Source organism: Pseudomonas bohemica (assembly GCF_002934685.1).
GTDB classification, from domain to species: domain Bacteria; phylum Pseudomonadota; class Gammaproteobacteria; order Pseudomonadales; family Pseudomonadaceae; genus Aquipseudomonas; species Aquipseudomonas bohemica.
In genome coordinates, this window is the sequence record NZ_NKHL01000121.1 from 367,695 (window position 1) to 382,450 (window position 14,756).

Below are 14,756 nucleotides of genomic sequence, written 5' to 3' on the forward strand. Positions count from 1 at the left end.
CGCCCTCAATGCATCAAGGCAACTCCAACCCGCCCGCCGCCTTGTGCAGCGCCCGCAAATGCTCGCCGACCTGCTTGAGGTTTTCTTCGGTAGCTGCGATTTCCGCCGCGCGATCAGGTTCCAGTAGCGCCCTCACCTCTTTATCCAGATCACCGCTGAGCCGCTGCAGTTGTTTCTGTCGCTGGCTGCTCTCGGCTTCCAGACGTTCCCATTCCCCTTGCTGCGGCAGGCCATACCCACCGTTGCCAAGCAGTTCAGCCGGACGACTCAGGAAACCGCTGTTCGCCAGAATGTCCTGCAGCGTGCCGGTGGCTTGGGACACGCGGTTGTCCTTTTTCTCCACGGCGCTGAGATAACGCTGCTTGACCTCATCCTGCGCCAGCAGCAACTGACGACGCAGTCCTGCCTGTTCCAGCAGCAACATCGCCGCGCTGGTGCGCAGGTCAGCGTTGGCGAAATACGGTTGGCGCTCCTTCGCCGACAACGATAGCCAGTCCTCTACCGTGGCCTGCTTCACGTCAGTGTTCTTGCGCAGCACATCGAACATCGCCTGGTAGCGATCGCGATACGAGTCGAAGCGATACCCCAGGCGCAGGGCCTTTTTCGGATCGTCCAGCACGCTGGTGTCGGCAAGGCCCCTGCCCTTGAGGACCTCCAGCAAGCCGTTGGGCATGATGCTGTCGAGCCCTATCAGGCGCGGATCGTTGGTGCCGCTGCGCAACAGTTTGAGGTTTTCTACCGCGCAGTTATTGGACAGGAACCAGTAGTTGCCGTCGTATGCCCAATGCATCTCGGCGGCATGCTGCACCAGCCCGGCGATCTCCTCGCGGGACAACTTCAGCGGCACGGACGCCAGGCTGCGCAGTTCGGTCTTGGTGTATTCGTCGATGACCTGACCCAGTGGCAATACGAACAGTCGCGATGGATAAGCCCCGGTCAGGCCGCTCCAGCTGGACAGTTGCAAGTCGTTGACGAAGGCGCGATAGGACAGGACCAGATGCTGATCCAGATCCAGACGACAGTCCGGCCCACGCGGACGCCCCGGTTTGCAGATCACCAGCCGCAACATGCTGTGGCCCCAGCGGCTCACCAGATTCTGGTTGGCTTCGGCCAATAGATAGTCGACTTCATACACGCGCTCAGGGTCGAGCTTGCCCAGCGGCTCGCGCGCGAAGTCGTTGCCGGCATTGAGGTAGGGATAAGACGTCGGACATTCACTCTTGGTGGCAGGCGCCCAGTTGAACAGTGTCTTGTAGTAGTCATACAGCGCTGGCCGGCGACAGGCATAGGCCGGGTCGAGCAGGAAGTACTCCATGTTCACGGCAACGAACTCCAGCGGGCTGCTGATTTCGTAGATGTCCGGGCTGCGGGCAACCTGGCCGTTACGCTCTTCGCGCTCCCCTCGCCGCCCGACATACTGCGGCCAGCCCGCGAGGTCGAGCAGGCGCGGGTCATCGCTCAAGGTGAAGCGCCGATCGGTCTGCCCCCGGCAGCTGTCGCGCAGGCCGATTTTGCCCATGCTGTTGCCCTGACGCGTACACGCGATGATCAGCTTGCGGTCCTCAGGCGACCACAGTTGGGCATGATCATAAATGTGGGTGAGTTCATGCAACACCGTGGCGAGCATCTCTTCGCGCACAGTGCCGTGGGGACGATTGGTTCGGGTGGTGGCCGCACTGCCGTCGGTAAGCCCCCTCAGCAGGCGTTTATTCAGGTCCAGGCGATAAGGACCGTCCGCTCGCCCATAGGCATTGGACGGCATGTCATCGGTCCAGCGGACTTCGACTTTACGATCGAGCTTGCTGACGAACATCGGCGGCAAGTGCGCCATGGCTTCGTCGAGCAACGTCTGGCTGGCTTTCTGCTGTGCAGGGTTGAGCCCGTCGGTGTACAGCGACAGGCTCAGGTTGGCGGAGGCGCTCGTGCAAACCAGCCACAGCGCCGACGCCAGAAGCCAGACGGCTAAGCGCCTCACAGTGCGAGGATGGCTTCGGCGAGGTCCTGATCAGAGGCATTGCGGGCTTCGGGGAGACGCTCACGCAAGGTGACAAAGGCGGCGTCCAGACGAGCACCGTGGATGTTGCCATTGCTGGCGACGTAACTGGCGGCGTCATCCTGAGCTTCCACGACCATCTTCCAGTTGCGGACCGAGGACGTGGTGTCGGAGGTGAAGTCGACGCTGCGACCCAACGCACGCACAACAATGTTACTGGTGGCTTTCAGGGTTTGCGCGTGCGCGACGTCGGTCAGCAAAAGCAGACCGAGGGCGGCAGCGATCAGCGGGGTACGCATGTCACGGCTCCAAAAAGGGGATGCAAAAAGTGATTATTGGACGAGGATTGCCTGCGCCAGTTCAAGGTCGCTTGCATGAAGTTTTGGAGAGGTTTGACGTAGATATATCAATGCCGACTCCAGCTGTGCTCCTCGCAGTTGGCCATCAGTGGCAATGAACGCTGCTGCATCATCCTGGGCGGCAAGTATCAGTTTGTTATCGAACGGCCCGGTCGTCACCTGGCTGGTGGCGTACCCGCTTTTGATCAGGCTTTGTGTGGTTGTGTCGAACGCTTGAGCCTGAGTGGCAAACACCAGGCTGGCAGTCGCTGCAATCAACAGGCGAGTCAGGGAATGCATGAGTCTTCGGTATCGGAAAAACGAATGGCAAGGCTAGCGCAATGCCCCGGCCAGAGCCAGTGAAGGTGTCGGGGCAAGCGTTTCCAAAGCTGTCGCTTTGCTGAATCAGATTGCCAGAATCGCTTGAGCCAGCTGTGCGTCGGTGGCATTCAAGCCTGGACTGACCTCACGAATGTGCTGGAAGGCGCCTTCGAGGCGAGACCCGCGAATGTCGCCTTGGCTGGCGACAAAGCTGGCAGCGTCGTCGCGGGCGGCGAGGACGATTTTGTCATCATGGAAGGAAGAGGAAATTTTCGACGTGGCATTGGACGATGCATCCAGCGCACGAACGATGGTGTCAGTGGTGACGACGAAGCTGGAAGCCTGGGCTGCGGTGGCTGCAATCAGAAGCGCGGCTGCGCTCAAAACGCGAATACGAGACATGCATGAACTCCACAAAGACAATTGAAAACCACACGCGCAAATCTGGCGATGAGCAGAGCTGTCTCGCGAGCGATGAGGCTAAAGGCTGCAGCAAGACTAACGTAACCTTCTTTTATCGACCAGCAGGGCGAAGGGCCAGCCATGTTTCAGCCATGCTGGCACAGACCTGAAAGCCACGTGGAGTCAGGATTGTATTGCTTAATTAGAATATTTAACAAACTGTACCTGTTGGCGCATTACCTGTAGCAAGACGGCGTGCCGGCGGTGGCGCTCCCCGATTGGCACCCCTGGCAAATCTTGCTGAACACAGAAGCAATCGATGGTGGCCAGTACGACCTGATTTGTACACAGGCCAGAAACGGCAAGACCCGTCAGCAGTCACCTGCGACGGGTCTTGTTTGAACAATTCGGGTTGCTGGTGAGAGGCTCGTAGCCCGGGACCAGCAGACGCTAGCTTAGCGCCAGAACGGCTTGCTCAGTTCTTCGTAACGCTGGGATTCGCTGATACCGGCGTCAGCCAGCAGACGAGCATCCAGACGGGCCAACTGGTGGCGGCTGGACAGGCGACGCTGCCAGAGCATCAGGTTGGCGAACATGCGCAGCGGCAACGAGGCTTTAGCGGATTTTGCGGTTTCTTCGTAGAACAGTTCGGAACTTACGGTGCGTTCCATGGTGCTTCTTCCTTCCGCTTGTGGCGGGATTAGATAGTGACTTGATTGGTGCCAATCTTCCTCCTGTTGCCCTGCTCTCTCCAGACACAGTTCACTTGTATTGTGCTGCTCCAGTTAACTGTGAGAAGGCACTGTTTTGTTCATATATGGGGCAACTGTACCGGTAGGCACTGAATCGGTGCATTTTGTGCGCCGAAATAGTGAAATCTGTGTTTTCCCCTTGGAAGACTACCGGTACAGCAGAACAGTTTTCGCAAAAATTCAGTTCAGCAGTTTGGAACTGACGAGCAAAGAGCGTCGTCAATTCCAAACTGTTTTCTCACACGGCCAGCATGCGGCCGGTTTCTTCGAGGTTCAGGTGCCAACTGAGTGCATCGCGCAGCACGTGAGGGGTGTGGCCGCCGATGGCGCACGCCCTGCGGAAATAGTCGTTCAGCGCTTCGCGATAAGCTGGGTGAACGCAGTTGTTGATGATGACGCGGGCCCGCTCGCGAGGCGCAAGGCCGCGTAGGTCGGCCAGTCCCTGCTCGGTCACGAGGATGTCGACATCGTGCTCGGTGTGGTCAACGTGGCTGACCATCGGCACTACGCTGGAGATTGCACCGGCCTTGGCAATGGACTTGGTGACGAAGATCGCCAGATGCGCGTTCCGGGCGAAGTCACCCGAGCCACCAATGCCGTTCATCATCCGCGTGCCGCAGACGTGTGTGGAGTTGACGTTGCCGTACAGGTCGAACTCCAGCGCGGTATTGATCCCGATGATGCCCAGGCGCCGCACCACCTCGGGGTGATTGGAAATCTCCTGAGGGCGCAGTAACAGTTTGGGTTTGTACTGCTTCAGGTTGTTGAACACTGCGTCGTGCTTGCGTTCGGACAACGTCATGGAGCAACCCGAGGCGAAATCCAACTTGCCAGCCTCGAACAGATCGAAAGTGGAGTCTTGTAGCACTTCGGAATACATAGCCATGCCGTGGAATGGTGAGTCGATCAGACCTGTCATCACCGCGTTGGCGATGGTGCCGACACCCGCCTGCAGCGGCATCAATTGGTTGGTCAAGCGATTCTGCCGTACTTCGTTCTTGAAGAATTCCACCAGATGGCCTGCGATGGCCTGCGTTTCATGGTCGGCGGGCAGTACAGTTGAAGGTGAGTCGGTCTGATCGCTGAAAACGATGCCGACGATCTTCGCCGGATCGATCTTCACGGCTTGGCTACCGATGCGGCTGTCGGCCTTGAGCACTGGAATAGGCAAGCGCGTCGGGCGATAGGTCGGTATGTAGATGTCGTGCAGGCCCTCAAGCTCTAGCGGCTGAGCGATATTGATCTCGACGATCACCTTCTCCGCGAGGATTGCGAAACTGGCCGAGTTGCCGACTGAGGTGCTCAGTATCAGATGGCCTTCTTCGGTAATCGCCACGCATTCGATAACAGCGATATCCACCGGCTTGATCTGGCGGTTGCGCAACTGTTCGACTGTATCGGACAGGTGCTGGTCGATGAACATCACTGTGCCATCGTTGATAGCCTTGCGCAGAGTGCTGTCAACCTGAAACGGCATGCGGCGGGACAGCACGCCGGCTTCGGTCAACTGCTTGTCCAGGTCGTTGCCCAAGCTGGCGCCGGTCATGAGGCTGATCTTCAGCGGGGAGACCTTCGCGCGCTCGGCCAGCGCCCTGGGCACGGCCTTCGCTTCACCGGCGCGGGTGAACCCGCTCATGCCGACGGTCATGCCGTCCTTGATCAGCGAAGCGGCATCGGCCGCGCTCATTACCTTGCTCATTAAAGAAGGCAGGCGAATACGTTCACGGTGCATGATTTTTTTATCTCGAGACGAGGATGCGAGCGGCCAAGTCTAGAGATTTGAATTTTTTTCGTCCCACGACCAAGGTCGCATTCGAGGGCTCTAATTAGGGGATTTAAGCGCAAAACACTTTTACGGCAGATGTAAAAAACCCTCGGCCAGTAAAGGCGCCGAGGGCTTGGTTAGTAACAGACCAGACCCTTATTCCACTGCTTTGACCATGTCTTCGATGACTTTCTTGGCGTCGCCGAACACCATCATGGTTTTGTCGAGGTAGAACAGTTCGTTATCCAGACCTGCGTAACCGCTGGCCATCGAGCGTTTGTTGACGATGATGGTCTTGGCCTTGAAGGCTTCGAGAATCGGCATGCCGGCAATAGGCGACTTGGGATCGTTTTTCGCCGCCGGGTTGACCACGTCGTTGGCGCCGAGCACCAGCACAACGTCGGCCTGACCAAATTCGGAGTTGATGTCCTCCATCTCGAACACCTGGTCGTAAGGCACTTCCGCCTCGGCCAGCAGAACGTTCATGTGGCCAGGCATCCGACCGGCCACCGGGTGAATCGCGTACTTCACGGTCACACCGGCGTGGGTCAGCTTCTCGGTCAACTCTTTAAGTGCGTGCTGCGCCCGTGCCACCGCCAGACCATAGCCGGGAACGATGATCACGGTGTCGGCGTTGGTCAGCAGGAAGGTCGCGTCGTCAGCCGAGCCGGATTTCACCGGACGTGCTTCTTTGCTGCCTGCTGCTGCGCCGCTGTCCGTTGCGCCGCCGAAACCACCGCCGATCACATTGAAGAACGAGCGGTTCATGGCCTTGCACATGATGTACGAGAGGATCGCACCGGACGAACCTACCAGCGAGCCTGCGATGATCAGCATCGAGTTGTTGAGCGAGAAGCCGATACCGGCTGCCGCCCAGCCCGAGTAGCTGTTGAGCATCGAGACGACAACCGGCATATCAGCGCCGCCAATCGGGATGATCAGCAGCACGCCGATGACGAACGCCAGTATCAGCATGACGCTGAACGCGAACAGGCTGCCGGTGAGCATGAAGGTGATGCCGGAAAACAGCGTCGCCAGACCCAGGATCAGGTTGAGCTTGTGCTGCCCCGCGAACTGTACCGGCGCGCCCTGGAACAGGCGGAACTTGTACTTGCCGGACAGCTTGCCGAACGCGATGACAGAGCCCGAGAAGGTGATCGCGCCGATCGCCGCACCGAGGAACAGCTCCAGACGGTTGCCGGTCGGGATCGACTCGCCCAGATGCTGAACGATGCCCAGCGATTGAGGCTCAACCACCGCGGCGATGGCGATGAACACGGCGGCCAGACCGATCATGCTATGCATGAACGCGACCAGTTCTGGCATCTTGGTCATTTCGACGCGCTTGGCCATGATCGAACCGGCGGTGCCGCCTACCAGCAGGCCCACGACGATATAACCAATACCCGCGCTGGCGCCGTCGGTGGACAGTGCCGCCAGCTTGAACACCAGGCCGATCGTGGTCAGTACCGCCAGACCCATACCGAGCATGCCGAACAGGTTGCCGCGACGGGACGTGGTCGGGTGCGACAGACCTTTGAGGGCCTGAATGAAGCAGATCGCCGAAACGAGGTACAGGAGGGTGACGAGGTTCATGCTCATTACTTCGCTACCTCATCTTTGGCTGCGCTCTTAACAGGAGCAGCCTTCTTCTTGAACATTTCCAGCATGCGGCGGGTGACCAGAAAACCACCAAACACGTTGACTGCGGCCAGGGCCACGGCCAGTGTGCCCATGGTTTTGCCCAGTGGGGTGACGGTCAGCGCGGCAGCGAGCATCGCGCCGACGATCACGATGGCCGAGATGGCGTTGGTCACGGCCATCAGCGGCGTGTGCAGCGCAGGGGTGACGTTCCAGACCACGTGGTAGCCGACGTAAATCGCCAGCACGAAGATGATCAGGTTGTAGACGCCGTGAGAGATCAGCATGTCTTCCATTGTTTTTATCCTCAGCCGTTCTTGCGGACAATCTGGCCGTCGCGGCACATCAGGCACGCAGCGACGATGTCGTCTTCGAGGTTGATCTCGAACTGGCCTTCCTTGGTGAAGACCAGCTTCAGGAAATCCAGCAGGTTACGTGCATAAAGAGCCGAAGCGTCGGCAGCCACTAACGCAGGCAGATTGGTGTGCCCGACGATGGTGACGCCGTGCTCGATTACCACCTGGTCGGCCACGGTCAGCGGGCAATTGCCACCCTGAGCCGCCGCGAGGTCGATGACCACCGAGCCAGGTTTCATCTGCGACACGGTTTCGGCGCTCAACAGCACCGGCGCCTTGCGGCCCGGGATCAGCGCCGTGGTGATTACGATGTCAGCCTGCTTGGCGCGTTCGTGGACGGCTACAGCTTGACGCTGCATCCAGCTGGCAGGCATCGGACGCGCATAACCGCCGACTCCTACAGCGGCCTCGCGCTCTTCGTCGGTCTCGTAAGGCACGTCGACGAACTTGGCCCCCAGCGATTCGATCTGCTCCTTCACCGCAGGGCGGACGTCCGATGCCTCGATCACTGCACCAAGGCGCTTGGCAGTGGCAATGGCCTGCAGACCGGCGACGCCTGCTCCGAGGATCAACACGCGTGCAGCCTTCACCGTACCGGCAGCGGTCATCAGCATCGGCATGAAGCGCGGATAGTGATGCGCGGCCAGCAACACCGATTTGTAACCGGCAATGTTGGCTTGCGAAGAGAGCACATCGAGACTCTGCGCGCGGGAAGTTCGCGGTGCAGCTTCGAGGGCGAAGGCGGTAATGCCACGCTCGGCCATCTTGGCGATGATTTCGTTGTTGAAGGGATTGAGCATCCCGATGACGACGGTCCCGCTCTTGATCAGAGCCAGTTCGCCATCGCCGGGAGCGACGACCTTGAGGATCAGCTCGGCGCCGAAGGCATCGGCGGCGCTGCCAATAGAAGCTCCCGCCGCCTCATAAGCGCCGTCCGTCACGCTGGCGGTAATACCTGCGCCTGACTGGACGGTGACCTTATGACCCTGGCCAATGAGCTTCTTGATGGTTTCCGGAGTTGCAGCAACCCGAGTTTCACCGGACTGGGTTTCTAGAGGGACACCAATGTGCACGTCAAATCTCCTGCGTGATCTTCTTATCTTTTGAAAATAGGCCAGCGCACTGCGGATGGCGCGTCTGGGGCAGCGATCACCACGCCCCCGCCATACAAGACGGGGGCGCGGCATTTTGCAGGCGGAATTGAGGGGCTTCAAGGAATTCTGTAACGCGACGTGTCTTCAACTACAAGTCACCCTGTGACCGTTTGACGCAACAAACCGCTGAAGGCCTTATATTTAAAGGGCTGTAGCGAAAATAAGGGTGTCTGAAATTTTTTCGCTATCAGTCGGCAGAATGATGCTGGATCAAGCTGAAAGCCACGTGGCGCAACGCGTACAGCCTGTTTTTGATAAAGAACACAGGTGTTTCTTAAATGCGACATATCGAGATATTTGTAGTCCGAAATTCCGGTCGACTACATAGTGAGGTAGGCACTCCTAAACCTCGCAAATCAAGGCAGAGCATAGGTTTCAGCTTGCTGAACGAGCCAGTCTCTGAACGCCTTTAGCGACGCTGATTCTACCTTTCGCTCAGGAATGATCAGGTAATACGCTTTTACACTCGATAATGCGTGGGAATTGGCCACTACGAGACGCTTTTCCGCGAGTTCACGTTGAATCAGAAACGGCGGGATTAGCGCCACGCCCATCTCGTGCATGGCCGCTTGGGCGAGCATGGAGAATAGCTCGTATCGCGGCCCCGTCATGTCGCGGGCGACATTCATGTCTGTCGAGTTGAACCACTGGCGCCACGCGTAAGGCCTTGTTGTTTGCTGAAGCAGCGGCATGTCGGACAATTCGCGAGCGCTGAGATGGGTCTTGTTGCCTAGCAAAACGGGACTACAAACCGGCATGGGGTTTTCGCTCATCAGTCGATGAGATTCCGTACCTGACCAGTCGGCATCACCAAAGTAGATGGCGGCGTCGAATTCGGTATCGGCGAACAGAAAAGGCCGAGTGCGGTTGGTCAGATTGATGGTTACGCCAGGGTTGTGCTGCTGGAAGTCTTTGAGGCGAGGCAATAGCCACTGTGTGCCGAAGGTCGGGACGACGGCCAACTCGAGCACATTTGCGCCCTGATGACCCATGACGGACAGGGTGTCTCGCTCTACGGCGTCTAGCTGTGTCGCGACCCGTCGGCTGTAGGAAAGTCCTGCTTCTGTCAGCTTCACGCCTCTGCGTGAGCGTCGGAAAAGCTCCACATTGAGGAATTCCTCGAGGCTGCCAATCTGTCGGCAAATGGCGCTTTGAGTGAGGGAAAGCTCTTCAGCAGCCTTGGTAAAGCTCCCGTGACGGGCAGCCGCTTCGAAGCTCACCAGAGCGGCAGTGCTGGGAATCTTGCGGCGCATGTACGTGAACCTCACTCGTCAGGCGGAAATACGGCTTTTTGTGCTGTTTCGGAGTGAGAAATTAGCACAAGGCTATGCGAAATCCTCGTTTGTCCCGGTGCTGATCCACGCCTAGGATCAATCCACGACTTTCCCCGGCTCGGACCGGGACACCGTTTAGCGAGGAGAAGATCATGGGTGCCAAGGCAAGCTTCAACTGGATCGATCCGCTGTTGCTGGATCAGCAGCTCACTGAAGAGGAGCGCATGGTTCGCGACAGCGCCGAGCAGTTCGCCCAGGACAAACTCGCCCCTCGCGTCCTCGAAGCCTTCCGTCATGAACATACCGATCCGGCGATCTTCCGCGAGATGGGTGAAGTCGGCCTGCTGGGCGCGACCATTCCCGAGCAATACGGCGGCAGCGGCCTGAACTATGTCTGCTACGGCCTGATCGCTCGTGAAGTCGAGCGCATCGATTCCGGCTACCGCTCCATGATGAGTGTGCAGTCATCGCTGGTGATGGTACCGATCAACGAGTTCGGCACCGAAGCTCAAAAACAGAAATACCTGCCGAAGCTGGCGTCTGGCGAATGGATCGGCTGCTTCGGCCTGACCGAGCCTAACCATGGTTCTGATCCAGGCGCCATGATCACGCGCGCCCGGAAGGTCGACGGCGGTTATCGCCTGACCGGCAGCAAGATGTGGATCACCAACAGCCCGATCGCTGACGTATTCGTTGTCTGGGGCAAAGACGATGCGGGCGACATTCGCGGGTTCGTGCTGGAGAAAGGCTGGCAAGGCCTGAGCGCGCCAGCGATCCACGGTAAGGTCGGTCTGCGCGCCTCGATTACCGGCGAGATCGTGATGGATAACGTCTTTGTGCCGGAAGAGAACATCTTCCCGGACGTCCGTGGCCTTAAAGGTCCGTTCACCTGCCTGAACTCCGCGCGCTACGGCATCTCCTGGGGCGCGCTGGGGGCTGCCGAGTTCTGCTGGCACACCGCCCGCCAATACACGTTGGATCGTCAGCAGTTCGGGCGGCCGTTGGCAGCCAATCAGTTGATCCAGAAGAAGCTTGCCGACATGCAGACGGAAATCACCCTGGCGCTGCAAGGCTGCCTGCGTCTCGGACGCATGAAGGATGAAGGCACTGCGGCGGTGGAAATCACGTCAATCATGAAGCGCAACTCCTGTGGCAAGTCCCTGGACATCGCGCGGATGGCCCGTGACATGCTCGGTGGCAATGGAATCTCTGACGAATTCGGGATTGCCCGTCATCTGGTCAACCTGGAAGTGGTGAATACCTATGAAGGGACTCACGACGTCCATGCGCTGATTCTGGGGCGCGCGCAGACCGGCATTCAGGCGTTCTATTAAGGAGCCTGCCATGGGCGCGCTATCGCATTTGCGTGTGCTGGACCTTTCCCGGGTGCTGGCCGGGCCATGGGCGGGGCAGATTCTTGCAGACCTTGGCGCTGACGTGATCAAGATCGAGCGCCCGGGCAATGGCGACGACACCCGCGCGTGGGGACCTCCTTTTTTGAAGAATCCTCGGGGGGAGAGCACTTCTGAAGCTGCCTATTACCTGTCTGCCAATCGGAACAAGCAGTCGGTCACCATCGACTTCACCCGTCCGGAAGGTCAGAAACTGGTGCGTGAGCTGGCAGCGAAGTCCGATATCGTCATCGAGAACTTCAAGGTCGGCGGGCTCAAGGCTTACGGGTTGGATTACGAATCGTTGCAGGCCGAAAACCCGAGGCTTATCTACTGCTCGATCACCGGCTTCGGCCAAACTGGCCCCTATGCCAAGCGTGCGGGTTATGACTTCATGATCCAGGGGCTCGGCGGGCTGATGAGTCTGACCGGCCGTCCCGAGGGCGAGGAAGGTGCTGGCCCGGTGAAAGTCGGTGTGGCGTTGACCGACATTCTTACCGGGCTGTATTCGACGTCCGCAATTCTGGCGGCACTTGCTCACCGTGATCAGGGCGGCGTTGGGCAGCACATCGATATGGCGTTGCTGGATGTGCAGGTCGCATGTCTGGCGAACCAGGCGATGAATTACCTGACAACCGGAACGCCGCCTCGGCGCTTGGGTAATGCTCACCCGAACATCGTGCCCTATCAGGACTTTCCTACAGCCGATGGTGACTTCATCCTCACCGTGGGTAACGACAGCCAGTTTAGCAAGTTCGCCGAAGTCGCGGGGCAGCCACAGTGGGCGGATGATGCGCGTTTCGCGACCAACAAGCAGAGAGTGGCCCACAGGGCGGAGCTTATCCCGCTGATCCGGCAGGCCACTGTATTCAAGACGACCGCCGAGTGGGTGACGGCGCTGGAGCGTGCAGGCGTTCCATGCGGCCCTATCAATGATGTGGCGCAGGTGTTTGCCGATCCTCAAGTCCAGGCGCGCGGCCTGAGACTCGACCTGCCGCACGCGCTGGGTGGGACAGTGCCTCAAGTGGCAAGCCCGATTCGGCTGTCCGGAACACCTGTGGAGTATCGCCGCGCACCGCCATTGCTGGGTGAGCATACGCTGGAGGTGTTGACGGGTGTTCTGGGATTGTCGGATGAAGCAGTCATGGCTCTGCGCGAGAGCGGCGTTCTTTAGTTCGGCCATATATAGGGCGGCGTTTGTGCTCGCTATATAAACAGAAGGAAATGGCTGATTTTCCTAAATTTTTAGTTTTTTGATGGAAACTTCGAATTAAGTGTTGACGCCCCTCTGAATCTCTCTATAATTCGCCCCACTTCCGGCGCAGACGAAACGGAAAACTCCTTGATAATCAAATGGTTGGACGAAGTAAGCGGCGAGGAAGCGCCTCGGTTCAGCGGCTTGAATCGACAGCGATGAGGAAGGGGTTGACAGCAGGTTGTAACGCTGTAGAATTCGCCTCCCGCTGACGTGAGACGGCAAGTCGAACGAGGCGCAAGTGGTTGAAGTTGCAAAGGAAACTTTGAAAGCTTCTGAAAATAACCGCTTGACAGATACAGAGGACGCTGTAGAATGCGCGCCTCGGTTGAGACGAAAGGTCTTGACCACCGCTCTTTAACAACTGAATCAAGCAATTCGTGTGGGTGCTTGTGCGGTAAGACTGAAGTCGCAAGATTATCAGCATCGCCAATTACTCCACGAGAAATCATGGTTTAACCAACGATTGCTGAGCCAAGTTTATAAGGTTTTCTCAAAACCTAATTGCAGTATTGAACTGAAGAGTTTGATCATGGCTCAGATTGAACGCTGGCGGCAGGCCTAACACATGCAAGTCGAGCGGATGAAGGGAGCTTGCTCCCTGATTCAGCGGCGGACGGGTGAGTAATGCCTAGGAATCTGCCTGGTAGTGGGGGACAACGTCTCGAAAGGGACGCTAATACCGCATACGTCCTACGGGAGAAAGCAGGGGACCTTCGGGCCTTGCGCTATCAGATGAGCCTAGGTCGGATTAGCTAGTTGGTGAGGTAATGGCTCACCAAGGCGACGATCCGTAACTGGTCTGAGAGGATGATCAGTCACACTGGAACTGAGACACGGTCCAGACTCCTACGGGAGGCAGCAGTGGGGAATATTGGACAATGGGCGAAAGCCTGATCCAGCCATGCCGCGTGTGTGAAGAAGGTCTTCGGATTGTAAAGCACTTTAAGTTGGGAGGAAGGGCATTAACCTAATACGTTGGTGTTTTGACGTTACCGACAGAATAAGCACCGGCTAACTCTGTGCCAGCAGCCGCGGTAATACAGAGGGTGCAAGCGTTAATCGGAATTACTGGGCGTAAAGCGCGCGTAGGTGGTTTGTTAAGTTGGATGTGAAATCCCCGGGCTCAACCTGGGAACTGCATCCAAAACTGGCAGGCTAGAGTAGGGCAGAGGGTGGTGGAATTTCCTGTGTAGCGGTGAAATGCGTAGATATAGGAAGGAACACCAGTGGCGAAGGCGACCACCTGGGCTCATACTGACACTGAGGTGCGAAAGCGTGGGGAGCAAACAGGATTAGATACCCTGGTAGTCCACGCCGTAAACGATGTCAACTAGCCGTTGGAATCCTTGAGATTTTAGTGGCGCAGCTAACGCATTAAGTTGACCGCCTGGGGAGTACGGCCGCAAGGTTAAAACTCAAATGAATTGACGGGGGCCCGCACAAGCGGTGGAGCATGTGGTTTAATTCGAAGCAACGCGAAGAACCTTACCAGGCCTTGACATCCAGTGAACCGACCAGAGATGGTTGGGTGCCTTCGGGAACACTGAGACAGGTGCTGCATGGCTGTCGTCAGCTCGTGTCGTGAGATGTTGGGTTAAGTCCCGTAACGAGCGCAACCCTTGTCCTTAGTTACCAGCACGTTAAGGTGGGCACTCTAAGGAGACTGCCGGTGACAAACCGGAGGAAGGTGGGGATGACGTCAAGTCATCATGGCCCTTACGGCCTGGGCTACACACGTGCTACAATGGTCGGTACAGAGGGTTGCCAAGCCGCGAGGTGGAGCTAATCCCACAAAACCGATCGTAGTCCGGATCGCAGTCTGCAACTCGACTGCGTGAAGTCGGAATCGCTAGTAATCGCGAATCAGAATGTCGCGGTGAATACGTTCCCGGGCCTTGTACACACCGCCCGTCACACCATGGGAGTGGGTTGCACCAGAAGTAGCTAGTCTAACCTTCGGGAGGACGGTTACCACGGTGTGATTCATGACTGGGGTGAAGTCGTAACAAGGTAGCCGTAGGGGAACCTGCGGCTGGATCACCTCCTTAATCGAAGACTCAGCTTCTTCACAAGTTCCCACACGAATTGCTTGATTCATTGAAGAAGACGAT

12 protein-coding genes and 1 rRNA gene are annotated in these 14,756 nt (G+C 57.8%); 3 read left to right on the forward strand and 10 right to left on the reverse strand.

Features of this window, described 5'->3' with window-relative positions:
* Positions 1 to 13: 13 nt before the first annotated feature.
* The 10 genes from CE491_RS29205 to CE491_RS29250 all read right to left on the reverse strand — a co-directional run bounded on the left by CE491_RS29205 (position 14) and on the right by CE491_RS29250 (position 9,975).
* Positions 14 to 1,975 carry a DUF7844 domain-containing protein gene (locus CE491_RS29205; protein ID WP_110951784.1) on the reverse strand — a complete coding sequence of 654 codons (1,962 nt, stop codon included), beginning with the start codon at positions 1,973 to 1,975 and terminating at the stop codon, positions 14 to 16.
* The gene (locus CE491_RS29210) at positions 1,972 to 2,292 is read right to left on the reverse strand and encodes a DUF2388 domain-containing protein (RefSeq protein WP_110951785.1); all 321 of its coding nucleotides are present in this window, start codon (positions 2,290 to 2,292) and stop codon (positions 1,972 to 1,974) included. The genes CE491_RS29205 and CE491_RS29210 overlap by 4 nt, the downstream gene beginning before the upstream one ends.
* Before the next feature lie 33 nt (positions 2,293 to 2,325).
* On the reverse strand, positions 2,326 to 2,631 hold the full coding sequence (locus CE491_RS29215; protein ID WP_110951786.1) for a DUF2388 domain-containing protein: 306 nt from the start codon (positions 2,629 to 2,631) through the stop codon (positions 2,326 to 2,328).
* 105 nt (positions 2,632 to 2,736) lie between these two features.
* Positions 2,737 to 3,054, reverse strand: coding sequence for a DUF2388 domain-containing protein (locus CE491_RS29220; RefSeq protein WP_110951787.1), 318 nt, complete (start codon positions 3,052 to 3,054; stop codon positions 2,737 to 2,739).
* Positions 3,055 to 3,509: 455 nt separating this feature from the next.
* Positions 3,510 to 3,725 carry a DUF1127 domain-containing protein gene (locus CE491_RS29225; protein WP_110951788.1) on the reverse strand — a complete coding sequence of 72 codons (216 nt, stop codon included), beginning with the start codon at positions 3,723 to 3,725 and terminating at the stop codon, positions 3,510 to 3,512.
* Between the two features lie 319 nt (positions 3,726 to 4,044).
* Positions 4,045 to 5,538 carry an acetyl-CoA hydrolase/transferase family protein gene (locus CE491_RS29230; RefSeq protein WP_110951789.1) on the reverse strand — a complete coding sequence of 498 codons (1,494 nt, stop codon included), beginning with the start codon at positions 5,536 to 5,538 and terminating at the stop codon, positions 4,045 to 4,047.
* A gap of 189 nt (positions 5,539 to 5,727) precedes the next feature.
* Entirely contained in the window at positions 5,728 to 7,173 is a 1,446-nt protein-coding gene (locus tag CE491_RS29235) for an NAD(P)(+) transhydrogenase (Re/Si-specific) subunit beta (protein WP_110951790.1), read from the reverse strand.
* Positions 7,173 to 7,508, reverse strand: coding sequence for an NAD(P) transhydrogenase subunit alpha (locus CE491_RS29240; RefSeq protein WP_110951791.1), 336 nt, complete (start codon positions 7,506 to 7,508; stop codon positions 7,173 to 7,175). The genes CE491_RS29235 and CE491_RS29240 overlap by 1 nt, the downstream gene beginning before the upstream one ends.
* A gap of 11 nt (positions 7,509 to 7,519) precedes the next feature.
* A complete protein-coding gene (locus CE491_RS29245) occupies positions 7,520 to 8,641 on the reverse strand; it encodes a Re/Si-specific NAD(P)(+) transhydrogenase subunit alpha (RefSeq protein ID WP_110951792.1) in 1,122 nt (373 codons plus the stop codon).
* 437 nt (positions 8,642 to 9,078) lie between these two features.
* Positions 9,079 to 9,975 (reverse strand): LysR family transcriptional regulator, encoded by an 897-nt coding sequence (locus CE491_RS29250; protein ID WP_110951793.1) that lies wholly within the window; start codon positions 9,973 to 9,975, stop codon positions 9,079 to 9,081.
* Between the two features lie 173 nt (positions 9,976 to 10,148).
* Here CE491_RS29250 and CE491_RS29255 point away from each other — a divergent pair, with 173 nt between their 5' ends.
* The 3 genes from CE491_RS29255 to CE491_RS29270 all read left to right on the forward strand — a co-directional run bounded on the left by CE491_RS29255 (position 10,149) and on the right by CE491_RS29270 (position 14,693).
* Positions 10,149 to 11,330, forward strand: a complete 1,182-nt coding sequence (locus CE491_RS29255) for an acyl-CoA dehydrogenase (RefSeq protein WP_110951794.1) — start codon at positions 10,149 to 10,151, stop codon at positions 11,328 to 11,330.
* A gap of 10 nt (positions 11,331 to 11,340) precedes the next feature.
* Complete coding sequence (locus CE491_RS29260; protein WP_110951795.1) at positions 11,341 to 12,561, forward strand: CaiB/BaiF CoA transferase family protein; 1,221 nt, start codon at positions 11,341 to 11,343, stop codon at positions 12,559 to 12,561.
* Between the two features lie 595 nt (positions 12,562 to 13,156).
* A 16S ribosomal RNA gene (locus CE491_RS29270) occupies positions 13,157 to 14,693 on the forward strand.
* Positions 14,694 to 14,756 lie beyond the last annotated feature (63 nt).